Annotated in this window: 23 protein-coding genes; 14 read left to right on the top strand and 9 right to left on the bottom strand. The window is 47.2% G+C overall.

Annotated features, from left to right (window positions below; all coding sequences use genetic code 11):
* Positions 1–64: 64 nt before the first annotated feature.
* Positions 65–1054, bottom strand: coding sequence for a YihY/virulence factor BrkB family protein (locus tag AC1DXC_RS04185; RefSeq protein ID WP_477457881.1), 990 nt, complete (start codon positions 1052–1054; stop codon positions 65–67).
* 46 nt (positions 1055–1100) lie between these two features.
* Between AC1DXC_RS04185 and AC1DXC_RS04190 the strand changes: the two genes are divergently transcribed.
* Positions 1101–1712 carry a SixA phosphatase family protein gene (locus tag AC1DXC_RS04190; protein WP_477457882.1) on the top strand — a complete coding sequence of 204 codons (612 nt, stop codon included), beginning with the start codon at positions 1101–1103 and terminating at the stop codon, positions 1710–1712.
* A gap of 108 nt (positions 1713–1820) precedes the next feature.
* Here the strand turns inward: AC1DXC_RS04190 and AC1DXC_RS04195 are convergent, their stop codons facing one another.
* Complete coding sequence (locus AC1DXC_RS04195; protein ID WP_477457883.1) at positions 1821–2207, bottom strand: VOC family protein; 387 nt, start codon at positions 2205–2207, stop codon at positions 1821–1823.
* 21 nt (positions 2208–2228) lie between these two features.
* Complete coding sequence (locus AC1DXC_RS04200; protein ID WP_477457884.1) at positions 2229–2669, bottom strand: YybH family protein; 441 nt, start codon at positions 2667–2669, stop codon at positions 2229–2231.
* 120 nt (positions 2670–2789) lie between these two features.
* Here AC1DXC_RS04200 and AC1DXC_RS04205 point away from each other — a divergent pair, with 120 nt between their 5' ends.
* Together AC1DXC_RS04205 and AC1DXC_RS04210 are read left to right on the top strand one after the other, a co-directional pair.
* Positions 2790–3191, top strand: a complete 402-nt coding sequence (locus tag AC1DXC_RS04205; protein ID WP_477457885.1) for a hypothetical protein — start codon at positions 2790–2792, stop codon at positions 3189–3191.
* Positions 3192–3280: 89 nt separating this feature from the next.
* The gene (locus tag AC1DXC_RS04210) at positions 3281–3481 is read left to right on the top strand and encodes a hypothetical protein (RefSeq protein WP_477457886.1); all 201 of its coding nucleotides are present in this window, start codon (positions 3281–3283) and stop codon (positions 3479–3481) included.
* A 77-nt stretch (positions 3482–3558) separates the two neighbouring features.
* Here the strand turns inward: AC1DXC_RS04210 and AC1DXC_RS04215 are convergent, their stop codons facing one another.
* On the bottom strand, positions 3559–4467 hold the full coding sequence (locus tag AC1DXC_RS04215; protein WP_477457887.1) for a hypothetical protein: 909 nt from the start codon (positions 4465–4467) through the stop codon (positions 3559–3561).
* A gap of 256 nt (positions 4468–4723) precedes the next feature.
* Here AC1DXC_RS04215 and AC1DXC_RS04220 point away from each other — a divergent pair, with 256 nt between their 5' ends.
* The gene (locus tag AC1DXC_RS04220) at positions 4724–6283 is read left to right on the top strand and encodes a glycoside hydrolase family 10-like protein (protein ID WP_477457888.1); all 1560 of its coding nucleotides are present in this window, start codon (positions 4724–4726) and stop codon (positions 6281–6283) included.
* Here AC1DXC_RS04220 and AC1DXC_RS04225 read toward each other — a convergent pair.
* From AC1DXC_RS04225 to AC1DXC_RS04235, 3 genes are read right to left on the bottom strand one after another with little or no spacing between them, the layout of a single operon-like run.
* The gene (locus tag AC1DXC_RS04225) at positions 6280–7071 is read right to left on the bottom strand and encodes a hypothetical protein (RefSeq protein ID WP_477457889.1); all 792 of its coding nucleotides are present in this window, start codon (positions 7069–7071) and stop codon (positions 6280–6282) included. The two genes, AC1DXC_RS04220 and AC1DXC_RS04225, sit on opposite strands and share 4 nt — an antisense overlap.
* Positions 7072–7113: 42 nt before the next feature.
* A complete protein-coding gene (locus AC1DXC_RS04230; protein ID WP_477457890.1) occupies positions 7114–8346 on the bottom strand; it encodes a peroxiredoxin family protein in 1233 nt (410 codons plus the stop codon).
* 56 nt (positions 8347–8402) lie between these two features.
* Positions 8403–9542, bottom strand: coding sequence for an acyl-CoA dehydrogenase (locus AC1DXC_RS04235; RefSeq protein ID WP_477457891.1), 1140 nt, complete (start codon positions 9540–9542; stop codon positions 8403–8405).
* A gap of 584 nt (positions 9543–10126) precedes the next feature.
* On the opposite strand from AC1DXC_RS04235, the gene AC1DXC_RS04240 reads away from it, so the two are divergent.
* From AC1DXC_RS04240 to AC1DXC_RS04265, 6 genes are all read left to right on the top strand, one after another.
* A complete protein-coding gene (locus tag AC1DXC_RS04240; RefSeq protein ID WP_477457892.1) occupies positions 10127–12190 on the top strand; it encodes a M13 family metallopeptidase in 2064 nt (687 codons plus the stop codon).
* A gap of 167 nt (positions 12191–12357) precedes the next feature.
* Positions 12358–13002 (top strand): nicotinamide riboside transporter PnuC, encoded by a 645-nt coding sequence (gene pnuC / locus AC1DXC_RS04245; protein ID WP_477457893.1) that lies wholly within the window; start codon positions 12358–12360, stop codon positions 13000–13002.
* 3 nt (positions 13003–13005) lie between these two features.
* Positions 13006–13563, top strand: coding sequence for an AAA family ATPase (locus tag AC1DXC_RS04250; protein WP_477457894.1), 558 nt, complete (start codon positions 13006–13008; stop codon positions 13561–13563).
* Positions 13564–13861: 298 nt separating this feature from the next.
* Positions 13862–14422, top strand: a complete 561-nt coding sequence (locus tag AC1DXC_RS04255; RefSeq protein ID WP_477457895.1) for an RNA polymerase sigma factor — start codon at positions 13862–13864, stop codon at positions 14420–14422.
* Positions 14419–15003 carry a hypothetical protein gene (locus AC1DXC_RS04260; protein ID WP_477457896.1) on the top strand — a complete coding sequence of 195 codons (585 nt, stop codon included), beginning with the start codon at positions 14419–14421 and terminating at the stop codon, positions 15001–15003. Before AC1DXC_RS04255 ends, AC1DXC_RS04260 begins: the two co-directional genes overlap by 4 nt.
* Positions 14984–16360, top strand: a complete 1377-nt coding sequence (locus AC1DXC_RS04265) for a hypothetical protein (protein ID WP_477457897.1) — start codon at positions 14984–14986, stop codon at positions 16358–16360. Before AC1DXC_RS04260 ends, AC1DXC_RS04265 begins: the two co-directional genes overlap by 20 nt.
* 387 nt (positions 16361–16747) lie before the next feature.
* On the opposite strand, the gene AC1DXC_RS04270 is transcribed toward AC1DXC_RS04265, so the two are convergent.
* Complete coding sequence (locus AC1DXC_RS04270; RefSeq protein WP_477457898.1) at positions 16748–17473, bottom strand: LytR/AlgR family response regulator transcription factor; 726 nt, start codon at positions 17471–17473, stop codon at positions 16748–16750.
* A 2-nt stretch (positions 17474–17475) separates the two neighbouring features.
* Positions 17476–18486: a sensor histidine kinase gene (locus tag AC1DXC_RS04275; protein WP_477457899.1), complete on the bottom strand. Its 1011-nt coding sequence runs from the start codon at positions 18484–18486 to the stop codon at positions 17476–17478.
* A 224-nt stretch (positions 18487–18710) separates the two neighbouring features.
* Here AC1DXC_RS04275 and AC1DXC_RS04280 point away from each other — a divergent pair, with 224 nt between their 5' ends.
* The 4 genes from AC1DXC_RS04280 to AC1DXC_RS04295 all read left to right on the top strand — a co-directional run bounded on the left by AC1DXC_RS04280 (position 18711) and on the right by AC1DXC_RS04295 (position 23101).
* On the top strand, positions 18711–18923 hold the full coding sequence (locus AC1DXC_RS04280; RefSeq protein WP_477457900.1) for a hypothetical protein: 213 nt from the start codon (positions 18711–18713) through the stop codon (positions 18921–18923).
* Positions 18917–19816, top strand: a complete 900-nt coding sequence (locus AC1DXC_RS04285; RefSeq protein WP_477457901.1) for an ABC transporter ATP-binding protein — start codon at positions 18917–18919, stop codon at positions 19814–19816. Before AC1DXC_RS04280 ends, AC1DXC_RS04285 begins: the two co-directional genes overlap by 7 nt.
* 11 nt (positions 19817–19827) lie before the next feature.
* Entirely contained in the window at positions 19828–20625 is a 798-nt protein-coding gene (locus AC1DXC_RS04290) for an ABC transporter permease (RefSeq protein WP_477457902.1), read from the top strand.
* A 103-nt stretch (positions 20626–20728) separates the two neighbouring features.
* On the top strand, positions 20729–23101 hold the full coding sequence (locus tag AC1DXC_RS04295; protein ID WP_477457903.1) for an alpha-L-rhamnosidase-related protein: 2373 nt from the start codon (positions 20729–20731) through the stop codon (positions 23099–23101).
* Positions 23102–23108: the final 7 nt, after the last annotated feature.

Raw genomic sequence — 23108 nt, forward strand, 5'->3', positions numbered from 1 at the left:
TAAATAGCTAAGTATGGCTTAATCCCGTGCATAAATGAGTGCCGCTTTGGCTACAAATGAAGCTTTAAGTTTTTTTCTCTGTGGCTGATGTAACAAGATTGCCCTTTATCTCGGGATTTTGGGCGGGTAATTGCTTCACGGTGCGTTCTACTTCGGTTTGCTGCACATGTACGGCGTAATCGGCAGGCTCTATATGGCTGCCTATAGCTTCTGCGTACACCTGGGTAAACTCGGCACCGATGTATAAAATAGCGGCCGTATAATATATCCAAACCAATATTACAATGAGCGAACCTGCGGCGCCGTATGCCGAACCCTGCGCCGTGTATTGTATGTAGAGGCTGATGATATACTGGCCCAACATAAATAATATAGCGGTGAAGAATGCCCCGGAGCGCACATCTTTCCATTTTATCTTTACATCGGGCAAAAATTTAAAGATGATGCCGAACAGCACGGAGATAACGACGAGCGTAATGCCCAGATTTATGCCGCCTATGAGCAGTTTGGTAATGCTGGGCAAAAATTTGGTAATCTGCGTTTTCAATGCATCCATCAAAAAGTTGATTACCAGCGATGCCATCAGCAAAAACCCAAGGCTTACGATGAGCGAGAACGAGAGGAAACGGTTTTGCAGCATTTTTACCCAGCCTTTTTTGGGCTTAGCCTTTACCCGCCATATCATATTCAGCGAATCTTGTATCTCTAAAAAGATACTGCTCGCGCCAATGAGCAGGGTTAAAGTGCCTATTATTACCGCCACGCCTGTTTTGCCGCTCAACTCCAGGTTTTTAAGGGTATCCTGTATCTGCAGGGCGGCAGATGCGCCTACGTAGTGCTTAATTTCGGGATAAAGCCTGTTGGTGGCGGCATCGTGCCCAAAAACCAGGCCCGCTAATGATATGATGAGGATAAGCAGCGGCGCCAACGAAAATACGGTATAGTAGGCGAGCGATGCACTTAGTTTTAAGCCGTTATCGCTGCCGAAAGCGCTGAATGTGGCTACCAGCACTTTCCAGATGTGTTTTAAATATTCTTTATCTAAAAACCTCATATCAATATATTTGTAAATACCTTTACTTATAACTCATATCTACGCTATGAAAAACGCATCGCTAAGAACTAAAGCCTTAAGAGTACTGTTTGTTTGCTTTTTACTTAGCAATTATAATGCATTTGCGCAAAAAACTACCATATGGCTGGTGCGCCATGCAGAAAAAGAGCCTGCTACCGCGCTGAACCCCGATAATCCAGGCCTTACTTTAGACGGGCAAAAACGCGCGGTATCGCTTACCAAATTCCTGAAGCGCGAAAAAATAAAAGCCATATACGTTACCAAATATAAACGCACCGCCGAAACCGCCACCCCGTTGGCTACACAGGCCCATGTGCCACCCCGGGTTTATGGCGATAGCCTTAAAGCATTTGCTGCAACCATACTTAAAAACTTCAGTGGCAGTAACGTACTTATAATCGGGCACTCTAATACCCTGATGCCCCTGCTGGATGCATTTGGCAGCGAAATGCCCTTTGATGCACTGGATGAAGATGATTACGATATGATTTTCAAACTCACTATCAATGATTCGGGCGAGCGCGAGCTGGAGATATCATACTACGGCACGCTACACCACAAATCAGACCTGCCGCAGAAGTACAAGGAGGATAACCGCCCGGCGCAGCAATTCATCAGCCCGGCGTCACACTATTAATTTTGGCCCTGCGTTCGGGATAAGGCAGACCGGCCTCTGGCAAACAGCGCTTTGACCTGGTAACCAGAGGGCTGAACAATGCACCCCATTAATTTATCCGAAGGCGGATTATTCTTCTATCACCGAAAGGAAATTACCTGCGGGATCTTTAAACCAGGCTATGCTTGGCCCGCCATTGCCGCGCGAAATGTTGTCCTCGTCGGTTTTGAGGTATTCGCTGTCGTAACTTTCAAATACCACGCCGCGTGCTTTTAGTTCTTTTACCGTAGCCGTAATGTCTTTAACCGGGAAGTTTAGGATGGTGAACGTAGCCGGCACATGGTTGGGTTTGGGGTAGGCGATGATATTGCTGGAACCCGCTATATGTATGGTAAGCAATCCGCCCATCTCATCGTTCTTATCAACCTGCAGGCCCAGCACTTCGCCATAAAAATGCTTTGCCGCGTCTACATCGTTTACCGAAAATCCGCTGAACGCCTTTGAGTCTTTTAACATGGTGTTTTATTTAATTGGTTATTATGGTTTTAGGGTAAACAGCGCTTTGCCATTTTCCATATCTATCGGTTCGGAAAGATGCTCGTGGGTAATGCGCCAATCGCCATCCAGCTTTTTGTAGCAGGAAGTTACGCGGTACCACATATCAAGCTCGCGGCCCTCTACGCTTGTGCCCCAGGTACGCATAAGGCAATGGCTGTAAGCTATATCGCCGTTTGCTGCTACTTCCACATCGGCAACTTCCTGATTGATGTGACCCATATACCCGGAAAACCATTTTTCCAGGCGCGCTTCTATCCCGCTTTCATTTTGCAAAGGCGCCCCAATATCGAAAGTTATTACGCCGGGTGCGTATTTGGCCAACAGCGCCTTTTCGTCGCGGTTGTAAACCGCTATAATTTTATCGTCTATCAATTCCCTTATCTCCGCATCGGCTGTAAGGGTATCTGTTATGCCGCTCATAATTAACAAGTTTGGTTTCGCGGCTTATCTAACAAAAGTGCGGCCAATTAATTGATAAATAAAGCGTTATTGTGCCAACCTTAGGGGGTAAATGCGGCAAACACGCCGATTGTTAAAACCATGTGCTATATTTACGCTGTGTTTTACCAAAGCAGCATAGTATATCATTTAAAGGCGAGGCTTAAAGCAGCTATGCTTGTTGCCGCTTTGCTGGTGAGCTTCTTTTGTATATCGGGCTATGTTAGTCGTCCGGCCGTTAATTGCACAATGGCAACTTCGGGGCTGGCGGCGGCTGTGCAGGCTAATGTTAAAGCCGCCATCCATTACAAACGGGCGTTGCTTTGCATCCACAATAACCCGCTGGAGGCCGCGGTTATCGCGAAGCCAAAAAACATTTCCCAACATATCTTGGCTAATGCATTTGCCGCCAGATACGCGCTTTTAAGTACACTGTTTTCCGCTCTTAAACACACGTTTGCCTATCCTGTGAGGCACCTATCGCTTTCGGCCTGTAACGGCTAAAACTTCGCATGGCGTATTCCGCCCTCATTACCCCTTTAGTATAGTTTAATTGTTACACGGCATGGCCCGGCCATGGCATTATTTTCGGCATGAAAAGTTTTAAGAGATTGTTGAGGCTTATAAGCCTCGCGCTGTTCCTCGTATTGGCGTTAACGGGTATCGGAATTGTGGGTGCGGCACCTATTCCTTCAAAAAGGCAGGAAGATTTTATCGATACCGAAGTATCGATAGAAATGGTTGATAAAAAGGACGCGGGCCAACAAGCCAGCGAAAAAGATGTGCTATACTAGGGCAAAAACTGTCCCCAAAAAAAGAGGCTGTATCATGATGTTGATACAGCCTCTTCAATATTTTGGAGCATGCCAGCCTATTTCAGCGTGAACGATGCTTTGCCCATGGTGAATCCATCGGCATATAAAATTACCGTGTAAGTACCCTTTTGGAACGGCGAGTACAGCCAATCGATAGGGTAAGTGCTGCCATCGTCCTTAAAATCGATGGCGGTTTTGTAGGTGTATTGCAAATCCTGCGCATCAGCGGTAAATGTGCCGCTATCTGCCGGGGTAATGAGGTTTCCGGTAGGGTCTATAACACGTACGTAAATATCGTGCAGGCCTTTTTCGGCTACTGTATTACCGGCAATGGTAAAGCTTATCTTTATCTTCTGTACGTTTTTGGCTTTCTTCTCTTCAACCTCTTTGCCGCTGTTCTTTATCTTATACGCAATTACCTCGGCTGCGCCAATCTTCAGGGCCGACGCTTCCTTCACCCGCGAATCCAGCTCCTGGTTTTTCTTTTCCAGGTCGGCTGCCTTGCCGCTGACTGTCGCCAGGTTGGTCTTCAATGTATCTCGTTCTACAGTAAGGTTGGTGTTTTCTTTCTTAAGCTCCTCGTTTTCGGCGGTATATTTGGCCACAAAATAACGCAGTTGTTTCACGTCTTCCTGTGCACGGCCAAGCTCGGCTACGGTAAGCTTGCCTTTTGCCAGCTTCTGCCGAAGCACTTTTATCTTCACCCTCAATGCGTCATTTTCGGCCTTCATGGCGGTGCTCATTTGCGCGCGGCCGGCGTTTACTTGTTCTATCTGTGCTTCCAGACTATCCAGCTCGGTTTGCAGGCGGGTTTTCTCGTCGTTCTGGTAAACTATCTTAGTATCCGATTTGCTTTTTTGCATGTACAGGTACACATCGGTACCCAATAAGGCTACCACTACCGCAATCAAAAAGTAAATTACATTCGAATTTTTTTTAGGTGCTTGTCCGTATTCTTTTTCCATCGTAATCGATTGTTAAGTTTAATATAACCTAAACTATTTAATAAGCTTAGGGTTTTACCTGTGGTTGTTGATTAAATATAGGGGTTTATTTTGTGCTAAGGTAAAAAAATCTGTTAAACCACATAAATTTTAGCTTCTGATTTTAAAAATCGGGTAAATAACTAAAACATAAAATTGAAGCAAATATTATGCTTAATAATAAAACGGCTTAGTAATGAGTTTATATCTTTGCAGCTTTTAATAAAATACCGGCTTGATGCTACGTTATAAATACTTTTTTGCTATCGTTCTTTCTGTGTTGATTTCGGCGCGTACGCTTGCCCAGGCTGTTGTTGCAACAGATTCTCTCCGCCCACAGCCCAAGCGCGAGTTTAGAGGTGTGTGGATAGCCACGGTGTCTAATTTGGATTGGCCGCAGAACGCGCGCGGTACGGCAGAGAGCCAGCAGCGCGATCTGGTAAACCAGCTAAACGCGCACCAGCAGGCCGGCATCAATGCCATTATGTTTCAGGTGAGGCCCGCTGCCGATGCCTTCTACGCCAAAAGCCGCGAGCCCTGGTCTAAATACCTCACCGGCAAGCAAGGCGAAACCCCCGATTATGACCCCTTGCAATTTGCAATAACCGAGGCCCATAAACGCAGTATGGAGCTGCACGCCTGGTTTAACCCTTACCGTGCTACTTTCGATAATAAATTTTATGCCCTGGCGCCGGACCACATCACCCGTACCAAACCCGAGTGGTTTTTTACCTACGAAGGCATAAAGCTTTTTAACCCCGGCTTGCCCGAGGTGCGCGAATATATTGTGCAGGTGGTGCTTGATGTAGTGAAGAACTACGATGTGGATGGCATACATATGGACGACTACTTTTATCCTTACCCCGCAAAAGGGCAGGTGATAAACGATGCCGAGGCATACGCCGAGTACGGCCAGGATTTCGACAACGTAAAAGATTGGCGCCGCGATAATGTGGATAAGCTGATACAGATGCTGGGCGATAGCATACACAAATATAAGCCCACCATGAAATTTGGCATAAGCCCATTTGGCATATGGGCCAACAAAAGCCAGCACCCGGATGGCTCTGAAACAGCAGGCGGCTCATCATATATAGAAAACTTTGCCGATAGCCGCAAATGGATGCAGGAAGGCTGGATAGATTATATAAACCCGCAGCTGTACTGGCACATAGGCTACCGCCTGGCGGCATTCGAAAAACTGCTGGATTGGTGGAGCAATAACACTTACAACCGCCATTTGTACATAGGCCAGGCACCGTACCGCTTTTACGAGCCGCGCAGCCTCGCCTACAAAAACCCATCAGAGATACCTAACCAAATTAGGCTCATCCGCGCCAACCCACGGGCGCAGGGTAGCGTTTTCTTCCGCTCCTTGTCTATCACCAATAATGCCAACCACCTTACCGATTCGCTGAGGACAGATTTTTACCGCTACCCGGCGCTACCGCCGCCTATGCTTTGGTTGGATTCGGTACCGCCGAATACGCCGCAGGCTTTTACAGCACGACTGGAACGGAAAAGTGCCGTTTTACGATGGAGCGCGCCCCTGGTTGCTGCCGACAATGAGCCGGTTTACGGGTACGTTATCTATCGTTTCCAGGTGAACGAGAAATTCGACCTGGGCGACCCGCGCAACATCCTGCATATACAGTACAATACAGACACCGTTTACCAGGACACCACCGTGCAGCCCGGAAAGACTTATTTTTACGTAGTAACCGCTATAGACAGGCTGAAGAACGAAAGCGAACGAACAGCCCCAATGGCTGTTACGGTACCTGCATCTGTGCTTTAAAGGCTGATGAGCTGCTTATCGGCTAATTGCTGCAGGTAAATGTCCAGCTGGCTATCGCCCATGCCGTATATCTTTTCATCATGCCAGAAGGATTGGTAGATGGCCGGTTTGCTGCGGATGCCATCGTTGTAAATACCCAGTAGTTTACGGTGGATATAGTTTAGCCCTTCGGCGTCAAATTGCAGCCTTTTCAGGTGTGCCCGCATAGCCGGTTCAAGGTTAGGCATATTGCCCCAAAAGGTAGTTTCGGTAAGCCAGGCCTCCAGTTTAGCTGCATCGCCCTCTACATACAGGGCCCAGGCTTCGGTGGCAAGGGCAAAATCGTATTCGCTTAGTTGAACGCGGATGTTATCGTACAGGTAATCCAGTTGTTCGCCGTTCAATTCTCCCATACCGTTAAAGCTTTCTATACCGGGGAAGTCAGCGGGGCTTATCAGGTACACTTCGGGCGCCGACAAGTTGGTTTGCTGGTTAAGCAGCATCATGGCTGCCAGCAGGTTTACCTGGCAATGCAAATCGAATTCGAACCACAGGTTTATTTCTTCGTAATGCCGGCTCAACATTTCCAGCGGTACCACCATGCTATCGTGATAGCCCGCCGGCGTTTCGCCGAAGGTTTCGCTTATCCAATCGGCCCGCTGTTGCCAAAATGCCGCCGAAGCTACATTGGCCATAACCGGCCCTTCAGACAGCACCTCGCGCCATATCATCACATCGCCGGCTATATCCGCCTGCTCAAAACCGGCTAAAGTGGCATCGCCATTGAGGATATGGAGGGTTTGCTGCATGCTATCAAAAGTACATTTTATCGCCTTTTGTTTTGCCGGGCATTATATCTTTTCGGCCAGCAGGTCTTCCGTCAGTTGCTCAAACTCGTTGATGAACTCGGTGTAGTAGTGCCCGGTGCCCGGCCCGCTGAAACCGGTGTGTATCTTACGCACATCGCCGCTTTTATCAATGATGATGGTTGTGGGGAAGCCCACTACTTTGGTAAGCATGGGCAGGCTTTTGGCGGTTTCGTCTTTATTGCTGGTATAGCCGGTAATCAATAACGGGTAGGGGATGTTGAAGCGGTCTTTAACCTGCGCTACCGTTTTTTGCGATTTGGCAAAATCGGTAGTGCGCTCGTAGGCCAGGCCAACAACCTCAACCCCTTTTTTATGGAATTTTTTATAGTAGTTTACCATATAGGCGGTCTCGTCCATACAATTGGGGCACCAGGAACCCATTATCTGGATGATAACCACTTTGTTCTTAAAGCGTTCGTCATCCAATGAAACGGTTTTACCGGTAATGTCCTTAAAGCTAAAAGCCAGTTTTTTATAGCCGGGTTTTAAGGCCGCCAGCGAGTACGCATCCGGCAATTTGGCGTTCTCGTTGCGTACTGCGGTCCACACGTCCTTGCCGGTAAGTCCCGAAAAGAATTTGCCCTCGGTCAGGGTTTTATCGTCGTTTATTTTTGCGGTGAACAAAAAGGCGTGCCCGCCATCGAAGCAGCTTAGGTAAAGCTGATTGCCGGCAACGGTGCCCTCCAAAAAGCGGTAATCGCCGGTGGTGGTTAAAAAGGTACCGGTTACTTTGGCGCCGCTTTGCTTAAGCTCGGCAACCGTAGTGTCCTGCTCCGCTCCCTCGCCAAATATAGCCGACCAACGGCCGCTCACGTCAAAGGCAAGTTTTTCGCCATCCTTAAAAAACCGATAAGGGGTAGCAGCCGTGGCGGTAAATTCCATGGCGGCATCGCGTACGCCCAGGTGTTTGATAAATTGCCCGCTAAGTGTTTGGCCGGTTTGCTTCAGTTTAAATTCCGAATCGAACAAAGGCATCTTGATGAATACGGAATCGCCAAGGCCGGTTACATTAGGCACCTGTAAATGCTCGGTGCTGTTGATGACGGCCAGTTGCTGCTTGCCGCTGCCGCTAACCTCAAAGTTGAAGGGAATCTCGTTGCCGCTCGCGGTTTTTAGCGCGCCCCGCCATACGCCGGTAGCCAGTTTAGTTTGTGCCGAAGCTATATTAGATAGCGAAGCAATAACTGCCGCGCCAAGAAGGGTTTTCTTTATCATGAATAAAATAGTCTACTAATTTGATATACTTTTTCAAAAGTAATAAAAGCAGCTAACTATTTCAAAACTTCGCGGGAAATGACAATCCGTTGAATTTCGGATGTCCCCTCGTAAATCTGCGTTATTTTGGCATCGCGCATCAGCCGCTCTACATGGTACTCTTTTACAAAACCGTATCCGCCGTGTATCTGCACGGCCTCTATGGTTGTGCGCATAGCGGTTTCGGATGCGAAGAGCTTGGCCATAGATGCAGCCTGTGCGTAGGGCAAATGATTGTCCTTTAGCCATGCCGCGCGGTAGCAAAGCAGGCGGGCTGCTTCTATCTCGGTAGCCATATCGACCAGTTTAAATTGGATGGCCTGCAAATCGGCCAGGGTTTTGCCGAATGCCTTGCGGTCTTTGGCGTATTGTACTGATAGCTCGTAAGCTCCCGCCGCTATCCCCAGTGCCTGCGATGCGATGCCGATGCGTCCGCCTTCCAGCGTGGCCATGGCAAACTTAAAGCCGAACCCTTCTTCGCCAATACGGTTCTCCTTGGGTACCTTAACATCGGTAAACATTAGCGAATGCGTATCAGAGCCGCGGATGCCCATCTTATTTTCTTTGGGGCCAACGCTGAAGCCCTCCATTCCTTTTTCTACGATGAGCGCGTTAATGCCGCGGTGTTTTTTGGAGGCATCGGTTTGAGCCATAACAATGTAGGTAGATGCCGTGCTGCCGTTAGTTATCCAGTTTTTGGTGCCGTTGAGCAGATAATGATCGCCCATATCTATGGCGGTGGTGTGCTGCGAGGTAGCATCGGAGCCGGCCTCAGGTTCGCTAAGGCAAAACGCACCTATAACTTGCCCCTGCGCCAGCGGTATCAAATACTTTTGTTTCTGCTCTTCGCTGCCATACTTCTCCAGCCCATAACAAACCAGCGAATTATTTACCGATACCACTACCGATGCCGATGCATCCACTTTGGATAGTTCCTCCATCACAATGCTGTAGGATACGGCATCCATGCCGCTGCCGCCATACTCGGGCGACACCATCATGCCTAAAAACCCGAGCTCGCCCAGCTTCTTTACCTGCTCGGCTGGGAATTTCTGGTGCTCGTCGCGCTCTATTACGCCGGGTTTTAGTTCCGTTTGCGCAAAATCGCGCGCGGCCTGGCGTATCATCAATTGTTCTTCGGTAAGTTCAAACTGCATGGGTGTGTTTTGGTGAGCCTAAATTAAAGTATTATGCACGCATAGCAAAATTATAGGCACAAAAAAAGAGAGCCTTTTGGAAGCTCCCTTTTCCCCTAATTAATTTAAACTATTGATTAAACCCAAAAAAAAGAACAAATCATCTCAACTTGGGCTACTGAGAATTCAATTAAGCCTGAACATCTGAAAACGTTTTTGCATAGGTAGATGCTTTTATGTTTTTTATAGGATGATGCAGGGCTGTTTGGTTTACAACAAAATTAAAGCCATGTTTTTTACAAGCTAGAGGCCCATGTTTAAACATAAAGATGGTGTTTGTCGAATTTCCAAATTGTTCATTTGACACAATAAATGACATTACTTACTGATAATTAGATATTTAATAAATGAAATAAATACACATGCAATTTTCTACCTCGCAAAACCCTTACAACTTTTGTGTTTAAATTGATTTAAGATAAATTTTTCAGGGATTCTTCTATTGCTATTAAAATGAAATAATGTTAACTATGTATAGTTATCCGCCATTGATTTTCTGTTTTTACATACACCTCCTGTATTTTTTTACATACACCATCTAAAATATGATCAAAAAAACAAACACCCGCGCTATGGCCCTTTTTGCCATTGCCGCATCGCTTTTGGGCGCCTGCAAAAACGGCAGCGGCGACCAGGCAAAACTCTACGCCGAAAACGACCGCGTTTTCAAGAACATAGATACCACCGCCAAACCCGGAGATGACTTCTTTTTATACGCCAACGGCAGGTGGGTGAAGGAAAATCCTATCCCCGCTGCTTACTCATCATGGAGCATAGGCAACGTAGTGATAGATGACCTGCGCGACAAACTGAAAAAGATAAATGAGGATGCCCTAAAGGCCAATGCGGATAAAGGGAGCAACATCCAAAAAATCGGCGATTTTTACTACAGCGGGCTGGACACTGTGAATATAGAAAAACAAGGTATCACACCACTTAAGGATGAGCTCGACCGCATAGATAAAATAAGCGATACCAAAACATTGGTGGCCGAATTTGCGCGCCTTAACAACATCGGCGTATCAACCCCCATCGGCAGTTATGTGGGGCAGGATGATATGAACAGCAGCAAGATGGCCCTGCAGCTATACCAGGCCGGCATTGGCCTGCCCGACCGCGATTACTATTTCAACAGCGATAAGCACAGCGTGGATATCCGCACAGATTATGAGCAGAAGCACTTACCCATCCTGTACAAGCTTATCGGCCTGGACGCTACCGCCGCAACTGCAGCAGCTAACAAAACGTACGAACTGGAGAAATTCCTGGCGACGAACTCGCGCAAACTTGCAGATCTGCGCGTACCGCGTGACAACTACCACAAGATGACGGTTGCCGAGTTAACCAAACTTGCCCCTGCGATCAACTGGAAGGATGCGTTTGAGCAAATGGATTACAAAAACATCGACACCGTTATCGTAGGTCAGCCGGAGTATTATAAGGCCCTGAGCGAGGCGCTAACCAAATTCAGCCTGGCCGATTGGAAAAACTACCTCAAAGAAAACCTGGTAACAGATGAGAGCCCTTACCTGAGCAAAGCTTTCGATTTGGAGAACTTCCGTTTCTTCGGCACGGCCCTGTATGGCAGCAAGGCGCAGCTACCCCGCTGGAAACGCGTATTGGATACCGAAAACCGGCTGATGGGCGAAGTGCTTGGCCAGATATTCGTTAAAGAGTACTTCCCCGAGAAAACCAAGGAGCGTTACGTAAACCTGGTTGAGGCAATGCGCGGCACCTTTAAAGAGCATATAGCGAAGTTGGACTGGATGAGCGATACTACCAAAACCAGGGCCTATAGCAAACTGGCGAAAGTTGTATCGAAAGTTGGCTTCCCAGATCATTGGAGAGATTATACCAACCTTTCTATCGATAGGGTATCTTACGTGCAAAACGTAATGCGCGCCCATAATTTCCTGCATAAACTGGGTGCAGAAAAGCTGGGCAAACCGGTAGACCGCACTGAATGGTCTATGACGCCGCAAACCTATAACGCCGGTTACAGCCCATCTAACAACGACATTACCCTGCCGGCAGCCATTTTTATGATACCCGGCGCGCTGGACGAGAATATAGATGATGCCGTGGTTTACGGCTACGCAGCAGCATCAACTATCGGGCACGAAATTACCCATGGTTTTGACGACCAGGGCCGCCAGTACGACGAGCAAGGTAACCTTAAAACCTGGTGGACACCGCGCGACTCGGTCCGGTTCACCCGGCGCGCGCAGATGCTGGTAGACCAGTTCAACGGCTATAAAATTGGCGACCAACACGTAAACGGCCAAGCTACCCTCGGCGAAAACATGGCGGATTTGGGCGGCATCGTTATCGGCCTGGATGCCTTCAAAAAAACACAGCAATATAAAGATGGCAAAACCATCAATGGCTTTACGCCGCTGCAACGCTACTTTTTAGGATACGCCCTGGGTTGGCTCGGGCACGATAGACCCGAAGCACTGGCGAGCCAGCTCATGTCTGACGTGCACTCGCCCGGCTTTATGCGCGTGAATGGTCCCTTTACGGATGTGGATGAGTTTTACGAAGCCTTCGGCATTAGAAAAGGCGATAAAATGTGGTTGGATCCTGCCAAAAGGGTGAAGATCTGGTAAGTTTTTTATTTTTTTCAATTTACCACATCGCCATTGCGAGCGATAGCGTGGCAACCATCGGCAAGTAGAGCCGCCCTGCTAATCGGACCTGCTTACCGGGGATTGCTTCGGAGCTTCGCTTTCCTCGCAATGACGATGTCTTTCATACAAAAACCTATATTTACAGCATGCACGCATCAAGCTTGTCCGTAGGCCAGCAACTGATTCAGGAAATAAGGAATACTACCTTGTTAGAATGGGTGGGTGCAGTTACAGGCGCGGCATGCGTTTATCTGGCAGCAAAGCAAAGCATCTGGAACTGGAGTGTAGCTATCATCAGCGTGCTGGCATACACCATCGTTTTCTACAAAAACCAATTATATGGCGATGCTGCGCTGCAAATGTATTTTTTGAGCACCAGCGTTTACGGTTGGTACTTCTGGCTCAAAAAGATTGAAAAGGACGAAAAACCAATTACAAGCTTAACTACCAAAGAACTGGCATTCACCGCCCTTGCAACCATTAGCCTTGCGCTTGTGCTTGGCCTGGTATTAGATAAATTTACACCTACCAATGTGCCCTATATAGATGGCTGCTGCACGGCTATAAGTTTTGTTGCACAATTATTGATGACGCGTAAAGTGCTGCAAAACTGGGCTATGTGGGTGTTTGTAGATGCCTGCTACGTGCCGCTTTACCTATACAAGAGCCTTTATCTTACGGCTTTGCTTTATGTGGTTTTGCTTATTATTGCATATAAAGGGCATATCGATTGGAATAAGCAATATAAAAATCCCCGCATTTCCCTGAAGGGGGAGCAGAATTTAGAATAGCTAATGGAAAAATCCGAGATCGAACATCCGACATCCGATATCATAAAAATAGCCGTGGTTGGGCCCGAATCTACGGGGAAATCTACCATGTCGAAGTTTTTGGCGCAACACTACAAAACCGCCTGGGTGCCCGAGTTTGCCCGCGGCTATTGCGAAAAACTTACCGCCCCGCCCACCTGGCAGGATGAGATAAACATGTTTGAGGGCCAGCTGGCCCTGGAGGCAGAAATACTGCCGCAGGCCAACAAGCTGCTCATCTGCGATACCACGTTCATCACCGTAAAAATCTGGAGCGATTATTCTTTCGGCAAATCTCCGCTGGTGGTGCTTGAAGAATTGCCCAAACATCCTTACGACCTGTACTTGCTGTTGGCTATCGACCTCCCGTGGGAAGATGATCCCCTGCGCGATTTCCCGCACATGCGCGAGCACTTTATGGATGTATGGTACAAGGAACTTACAGAACTGCATGCCAATTATGTTTTGATAACCGGCACAGGAGAAGACAGGTATGATAATGCTGTTGAGGCTATAGATAATTACCTTGCAAACACGATTTAGACACGACCAGACAGGATTTAAGGATTAAGCGATTTGACAGGATTATTTGCGGGGATATTTTAACAGGATTTAAGGATTAATGGATTTGATAGGATTATCTGCGCCTCATCATCCCTACCATTTTAATCCTGCTTAATCTTTCAATCCTTAAATCGTGTTAAAGTCGCCGGTAACGAATAAAATTCCTCTTTATTTTATCGTGTTAATCAAAAAATCGATAAATCGTGTATTTTTTTAATCTTGTATGCAACGTTGCAAAATACCCCGCGTCATTTAACTTGAAACCTCACAAAATTAATTGGAAGCTGTATTTGTAGATAAGCATTATCAACTGGTAGTTGAGTGTAAGCAGGGAAGCAAGAAAGCCTGTTTCGAGTTGTACAAACTATATTCTAAAGCGATGCTGAACATTGCCTTTAGGATAGTGGGCAACATTGGCGAGGCCGAAGACGTGCTGCAGGAAGCTTTTACCGATGCGTTTAACCGGCTGAAAGATTTTAGGCAGGAGACCACCTTCGGGCTTTGGCTAAAACAGATCGTGGTGCACCGCTCTATAAACCTGCTGCGCAAGCGCAAGCTGGAACTGGTAGAGATAGAAGACGGCCATTTGGATAACGTAGCCGACGAAGAGCCCTGGAACGACGACGATGTACAATATAAGGTGGCACAGGTAAAGGATGCCATGAAAGAGTTGCCCGATGGCTACCGGGTGGTATTATCGCTCTACTTATTAGAGGGGTATGATCACGAAGAAATTGGCCAGGTATTAGGCATCACAGAAAACACCTCGAGGACGCAGTTCCTGAGGGCAAAAAGGAAATTGAACGAGATACTAATTAGGAAAGGAATAACAAAATGAGCAAGCGTTTGGAAGATTTTATCGGCGATAACAGGGAAGAATTTGATGACCTGGTACCCCGCGCCGGTATATGGGACAACATCTCAAAAGAACTGGATGCCTGGGAGGCTGAGCAACTGCCAAAAAAGCGGGAAGCCAAAACATTCTCCCTTGGCTTCGTGCTAAGGGTAGCCGCCATGATAATAGTGGTTATGGGTATAGGTTTCGGCGTATATGTGCAAAGCCAAAAAAACAGCAACGGCCAAACCGCCGAGGTGGACCTAAAGAGCATTAACCCAACCTATGCCAAACAGCAGGCGCAATACGCATCGCTGATAGAAACCAGGAAAATAGAGCTGAAGCAGGTAGCCAAATTCGATCCGCAGCTTTACAACGAGTTTAGCAACGAACTGGCCAAAATGCAGGCCAACTATAAAAAACTAAGTACAGATTTAGCCACCAGCCCTAACCAGGAACGTGTTTTACGTGCAATGATCCGGAACTTGCAGGTACAATCGGAGGTGCTTAATCAGCAATTGAGTGTGATAGAACAATTTAACCAAAGCAAAAAGCAACAACAAAATGGAACTAAAGATATTTAACAGCCGGATGTTTGCATTAATTGCAGGCATTGCCTTAAGCACAGTAGCTTTTGCGCAGTCAACATCGGCTATGCCGCAAACCGCTACGCCGCAAACCGAACAGATCGGCGATAAGGGCTTCCAAAAACAGATGGCCGACCTGCAAAAGCAAATGAGCAAACTGCAGAAACAAATGACCAAACTGCGTATGGATAAAAGCCAGCAGAAACTGGCCATGGCCTCTAAAAAATTCAACAAACAGTTCAAAATGAAGTTTAAAAACTTCGGTAAGGACTTTAAAGAATTTGGTAAGGATTTTGGGAAAGATTTCGGCAAGAACTTCAGCGTAGATTTCGGTAAGAATTTCTCAGGTAGCTTTATGGGCATGGTGCCCGATTCGGGCAGCTATCGCAACATGAGCTTTAGTACCGATAGCAGCGGATACAGCAGCACGGTGAACACCGGCGACCAGGTAGAAAAGATAAAAAACTACAGCAAAACCTACAGCGTAGACGCCAACGATGTTTTGCAGATAAACAACAGCTTCGGCAAAATTACGGTGAATACCTGGGCCAAAAACGAGTTTAAGGTAGATGTGCAGATGAAATTCGGCTCGGATGATGCAGATGCGGTAAACGACATGATAAACGGATCGAGCATCGAGGATAGCAAGGTGGGCTCTATGGTGTCGTTCCGCACAAAATTGTACGATAATGGTGGTAACCGTAGCAGCAGGCACCAAAGCATCGAAATAAACTATACTGTGTACATGCCTGCCGGCAACTCTATCGATATCGATAATAAGTTTGGTGCGGTTATCCTGCCGGATCTTTCGGGCAAGGTGTTTGCAAAAGTATCTTACGGCAGCTTAGTTGCCGGGCAACTATCAAACGCTCAAAACGAGATTGACCTGCGGTTTGGAGATGGAAACTCTTCTGTTAGCTCTTTTAATAGCGGAAAGATCAGCGTGTCGTTTACCAAGTTAAAATTGGGGGCTGCAAACAATGTAGATGCCAAGATCAAATTTGGAGGCATCAGTATCGACAGGCTTAAAGGCTCGGCAGACGTAACCGTGAAATATGGCGACGGGTTCAGGATAGGCACGATAGATAAAACCGTGAAAGCCATTAATGTAGATGCGCAGTTCACCAAAATAAGTTTCGATTTTAAACAGCTGGAAAACTTTAACTTTGACGTAACTACCAAATTCGGAAGCTTCAACTACGATGACGACAGGGTAAAGGTAACCTCAAAATCGCCATCTGATGAGGACAGGGGCTGGTCATCAACCAAAAGCTACAAAGGCTACGTTGGCAGCAACGGTTCATCAAACAAAATCGTCATCAACGCAAGTTATACCGGGGTAAGCTTTAATTAACAGCCCTTTTAAATACGCAAAACGCCCTGCCCACTCTATTGCCGGCAGGGCGTTTTGCGTTGGAATTTCCTGGAAAACCACAGCTAATCCGATGCGATTTATTAGAAAAAGCTGGAAATTTTTGCGACCTCAAAAGCACCTTATTTAGGCGAAAACAGACATTCCATGCAAATTTGGCCCTTTGATGCCTGCAAAGAAAAAGCCATAAAAAAGCATTAAAAACTCCGAAAAACGCAGAAAAACACAGATTTTTTAAGGCGTTTTAGCAAATTTAAGCCAGCGTCGAGGGGGAAAATCGGCATGTATGTTTTCCCGGGGCCTGCCCGATTTCACTCGGTTTTGTCCAACATTTCTATAAAATAAAACTGGACAAAAATCATAGAGGGTTTAAATATTCTTCCCGTCAATTATCTTAAAGAAATCTTCGCGGTAGGTATCGCCAACGGGTATTACCTTGTCGCCTATGAAGATGCGGCTGCGTTCTATGCTGTCGATTTTGTTTAGCGCAACAATGTATGATTTATGTACGCGCATAAAATGGCGTTCGGGCAGCGCATCTTCCATTTTTTTCATGCCTTGTAGCGTAATAATGCGCTCGGCCGGGGTGAAGATGGAGATGTAATCCTTAAGCCCTTCTATAAACAAGATATCGTGCAGGTACACCTTCTGTATCTTATGCTCGGTTTTCACGAAGATGAAATCGCTCATGAAGTCGTCCTGCTTGGTGGGTTCTGGTGCTGCTGCGGGCTTTGCGGCCGGGGCAATCACCGTTTGCGCCTTCTGTACCGATTTAAAAAACCTGTCGAAAGCGATGGGCTTCAGCAGGTAATCTATCACATCCAGCTCATAACCTTCTAGCGCGTATTGCGGGTAGGCAGTGCACAGTATTACCTTTGTTTTGCCGTTGGATATTTTGAGGAATTGTATGCCGGTAAGCTCGGGCATCTGCACATCCAAAAAAACCAGGTCAATGCCGCCATCCTGCACCATGGTTAGGGCCTCTATAGGGTTGGTTGTGGCCTTTATCAATTTCAGGAAAGGTATTTTGGAGATATAATCTTCGAGTATATGGAGGGCCAGGGGCTCATCGTCAACTACAAGGCATCTGATCATGGTTATAAAACTAAGGATAATTGTACAGTGTAGGTGTCTGCTTCGTCGCGTATTTCTAAATTATATTTATAGGGGTACAACAAATCAAGCCGCCGCCTTACGTTGATAAGGCCAATGCCGCCTGATGCGTCGCGGTTATGCGAGTGCTTCTTGTTCTGCACAAAGAAATATAGGTGGCTGTCGCTCAGATTTATCTTCAGTACTATGGGCGATGCCGGGTCGTTTGCTACCCCATGCTTAAAGGCGTTCTCTATAAAAGATATCAGCAGTAGCGGCACGATATGCTGATTGGTAACCTCGCCATGTACCTCGTAATTGATGAAAGCCTTATTGCCGAAACGTATCTTCTGCAAATCGATATAGTTTTGCAGGTATTGCAGTTCTTTGCTTAGCTCTACCTTATTATCGTTGCACTCGTAAAGCATGTACCGCATAATCTCGGATAGCTTAAGGATGGCCTCGGGCGTGGTATCTGATTTCTGGTAGGCCAGCGAATAAATGCTGTTGAGCGAGTTGAACAGGAAATGCGGGTTTATCTGCGATTTAAGAAAGGATAGCTCGGCGCTGAGGCGCTGGTTCTCCAGGTCGCGCTGGATACGCTCGTTCAGGAACCAGTCTACTGAAAACCGGAATACCGTGCTGAGGAATATAAAGATGATGCTGGCGAACACAGTGCTCTCGAAGTACTGCCAAAAGCTTATCTCCTTTTTCATGCGAACCAGAATAATAGGCTTAAACAGCAATGCCAACCCATACTTGGCAACACCGAAAACAACAACCGCCACTATAACGGTGACCACGAATTGCCAATACTTCTTTTTATCTAAAAAGCGGGGGATAAAATCGAGGTAGTTAAGGTAGAACAGCCCTATGTTTACCCCGCCAAAGATTACAAAAATCACGAATAAGTTATACAGCGTGCTTTTTCCACCGCTATACACCACAAACATGAAGAACGAGATCACACTCACCCAAAAAAACGCATGCCAGAATATTTGCCAGTTCTTTTTCATGCCATATAAACAGTTTCCACTGTGCCTAAAGTAGCATTTTGATGCCAAAAACGCCCGCGGATTACAACCGCAAGCGCATTTTTTCGACGAACGGGCATTTATGACCGATGAACGGGCCGCGGGCCGTAAAAAGGCGTTCATCTACAATTCTTGCCTGTTGGTCTAATTGATTTTAGCAGGCAAGTTATTTAGTATTCCTTTGTACTATCAAAACAATCACGACAATGAAAAAGTTAGTTTCAAATTCAAACCCATTCATCTTATTATTAGCACCAGTGCTTTTTGCCATAGTGATGGGGGTTAGCTACCAGTTTGAACAAAAAACACAAGAATTTACAGCCGCGCATGCATCTGCCGCACAAGCCAAATCGCTTTTCGTAAAAGGCATAAGCTTAGTAAAAACAGTTGTATCTGTAAGCAAAGAGAACGTATGGTAATTCGTACCGAGGCGTTATCGTTCAGCTTTGGCAGCCAGCAGGTTGTTAAATCGTTATCGTTACAAGTTCCGGAAGGAAGTATATACGGGTTTTTAGGCCCAAACGGCGCCGGGAAGACCACCACCATCAAAATGCTGCTTAATCTGTTAAAGACAGACGAGGGCAGCATTTTTGTTTTCGAGAAAGAGCTGCAAACCAACCGCATAGCCATATTATCAGAAATTGGTTCGTTGATAGAGCAACCCGCTATATACGCTCACATGACGGGCCGCGAAAACCTGCTTAACCGCGCTATGTTGTTGGGCGTAAGCGATGCCCGCGTAGATGAGATGCTGGCGCTGGTAAAGCTAAGCAATGCCGCCGGCAAAAAGGCCGGCCAGTATTCGCTTGGGATGAAACAACGCCTGGGTATTGCGCTGGCACTATTAAGTAACCCTAAGCTTTTGATACTGGATGAGCCCACCAATGGTCTCGACCCGAACGGTATCATCGAAATACGCGAATTGCTGGTGCGTTTAACACGCGAACACAAAACAACAGTATTCATCAGCAGCCACCTGCTGGCCGAGATAGAGAAGATGGCCACGCACGTAGGTATCATCAACAATGGCGAACTGCTTTTCCAGGGAGATATCAAGGATTTGGAAGCCATAAGCCAGCCCATGATTTACATTGAAACCGATAACGTGGTTGATGCAGCAAACCTGCTGAAACGCAACCGTTACGAGGTAGCAAACGTGAACAACGATAGCCTCACCGTACCATTTATATCTAAACAGCAAATGGGTACCGTAAACGGGCTACTTAACCAAAACGGCATCACGGTTTTCGCCATCAACAAACAACATAAAGACCTGGAGAACCTGTTCCTGTCTATAACCAAAAGCAATTAACCAGAAAAGACATGAAAGGATTTTTACTATCGTTCCGGTCGGAGTTTTACAAGAGCCGCAAAACCGCCGGTTTCTGGGGAGCCATTATACTGCCATTTTTGATAAGCCTGTTGGCTTTATCTATCTTTTACTTCAAGAGCGAGAAATTCGTGGCGATGCCCGGCATGATGCTGTGGCTGCAATTCGCGTTGGTAAGCCTGGGCGTAATGGGCACCCTGCTGTTACCGATGTACACCATATTTATTGCCTATTCTGTAAACAACTTAGAGCATAAGGCCGATACCTGGAAAACGCTGTTCAGCCTGCCTATTTCGCGCTGGTCGGTTTACGGGGCAAAGTTTGCTTACGCGGTTTTCCTGATTTTATTGTGCCTGGCCTTGTTCGTGCTGTTCACTATCGGCTTCGGCAATCTGCTAAGCCTGCTGAAACCCGAGCTTAAATTCAATACTTACCATCTGGAATGGGTGCTTACGCAGGTGTACTTCAAGCTGTTCCTTTCGTCGTTAGGCATCCTTTCTATTCAGTTTTTGATGAGCCTCCTCTGGAGCGATTTTTTGAAGCCGATGGGCATTGGTTTCATACTTACCATTGTTGGTATCACAGCAGCTTCCAAAGATTGGGAGTATGCTTATACTCTGCCCTATGCGCACCCTATGGTAGCCTTAAGTAGTATGTTCAAAAACAAAAGGGGGCCCGCCCAGGACATTGCGATAGATATATTCACTAAAGACGTATTCGTTGCGGTGGCCGTATCGGTAGTGGTTTTTATAGCGGGGTACTTCATCGTACAAAGGAAGAGCGTGAAATAGGGATTCCAATAAACAATTAAATATTTAGGGCGCGAGTTATCGCGCCTTTTTTGTTGCCGAAATTTTTACCTTTAGTGAACCTGTTATCATCCTATCCGCAACAATGAAACGTATCCATACAACTCTGCTGGCACTGGCATGTACTGCACTGTGCTTAACCGCGCCTGCGCAAAATATCAACCCCGTGCTGTTAGCAAACCCATGGAAAGCCTCCTGGATAACTGTGCCCAGCCAGCCGGCGCAGGGCTACGGCGTTTATTATTTCAGCAAGTCTGTGGATTTGCCCACCAAGCCGGCGAAGTTCGTGGTGCATGTATCGGCAGATAACCGGTATAAACTATACGTAAACCATACGCTCGTATCCCTTGGACCCGCCCGTGGCGATACTTATTACTGGAACTACGAAACTGTGGATATTGCCCCATACTTAATCGGCGGCAAAAACACCATCGCGGCCGAAGTGTGGAACGATGGCGAATACCGCCCCGAAGCGCAGATATCGCAGCAAACCGCCTTTATTTTGCAAGGCGATACCGGCATAGAAGAAGTATTGAACACCGATAACAGCTGGAAATGCATCCGCAACGATGCCTATAAACCTGTATTAGGTGTAGGCTATAGCACCTATTACGTTGCCGGCCCCGGCGAACTGGTGGATATGCACAAATCCGTCAAAAACTGGCAGGATAGCGATAATGGTTGGCTCAACGCCCAAAAAATAGACAGGGGAAACCCCAAAGGCATCACCAATGCTTTCGGCTGGATGCTGGTACCCTCATCCTTACCGCAAATGGAATTGAAACAACAACGGTTGATGGCAGTGCGCAAGGCGAGCGGTGTTAACGTCCCCGCGACTTTCCTCTCAGGTACCGCGCCGCTTACCATTCCGGCCAATACCAAAGCTTCGCTGCTGTTAGACCAGTCCTTCCTTACCAACGCCTACCTCAGCCTAAATTTTAGCGGGGGTGATAATGCCGGTATCTCCTTCACCTATTGCGAATCGCCTATGAAAAACGTGGGCAATACCTATCAAATCGTAAAACCTAACCGCAACGATGTGGATGGCTACAAATTCGTTGGCCGAAAGGATAGCATCATTTCTAATGGCTCGGTTAGCCAAAGCTTCACTACGCTGGCTTTCCGCACCTATCGCTACATTTTGGTGAATATCTCTACTAAAGATGAGCCGCTGACCATTAACGATATCTACGGCACCTTTACCGGCTATCCCTTTAAATTCAAGGCCAAATTGAACGCCGGCAATCCAGAACTGCAGCAAATGCTGGATATCGGTTTTCGCACCGCCCGCTCCTGCGCCGTGGAAACCTATTTCGATTGCCCCTATTACGAGCAGCTGCAATACATAGGCGACGGGCGCATACAGGCCCTCGTTTCCTATTACAATACCGGCGACGACCGGCTGGCCCGCAACGCCCTCAACCAAATGGACCATTCGCGCCTGGCGGAGGGAATTACGCTGAGCAGGCACCCATCGTTTAGTCCGCAAATTATATCTACCTTCTCGCTCTGGTACATCAGCATGCTGCACGATTATTGGATGTACCGCAACGACGAGGCCTTCGTAAAAGAAAAACTCGATGGTACGCGGCAGGTGCTGGCTTTCTTCGCCCGGTATCAACAGGCAGATGGCTCGCTTAAAAACCCACCCTACTGGCGTTTTGTAGATTGGGTGGGCACCAAAGGCTGGGATTTTGGCCAGCCGCCTAAGGATGCCAACGGCAACTCGGCTATGCTGGATATGCAACTGCTATGGACCTACCAGCAGGCAGCCGAAATGGAGGCCAAAATAGGCATGCCGGTGTATGCGCAACAATACCGCGCCGCCGCTGCTAAATTAAAGGCAACGATTCAACGCAAGTATTGGGATACAACCAAAGGTTTTTACGCCGATGCAGGCGACAAGCTCACTTACTCGCAACATACCAATGCGTTGGCTATCCTGAGCGGTGTAGCGGGCGCAAACACTGCTCCCCTGGCAAAAAAAATAGCGACCGACAGCAACCTGGTGAAATGCACCATTTACTTTAAATACTACCTACACCAGGCATTGGTAAAAGGCGGTCTGGGGAATGATTACATGGATTGGCTGGATGTTTGGCGCGACAACATCAAGATGGGCCTGACTACCTGGGCGGAAATATCCGACCTGGAGCATAACCGCAGCGATTGCCACGCCTGGGGAGCCAGTCCCAATATCGAGTTCTTCCGAACGGTGCTGGGGATAGATAGCTATGCCCCGGGCTTCAGCAAAATAAAGATAGAGCCGCACCTGGGTAAAATGGTGAATGCCGGCGGAGAGATACCGCACCCCAACGGCGTGGTTGCTGTTGATTACGTCAAAAAGGGCAGTAAATGGGCCATTACGATAAATTTACCGATGCGTACAGATGGCTTATTGATATGGAAAGGTAAAAGCTATCCGCTGAAGGGCGGCAAGAATAGCTTTAGTATTTAATATCCCC

Source organism: Mucilaginibacter sp. P2_D11 (genome assembly GCF_056404435.1).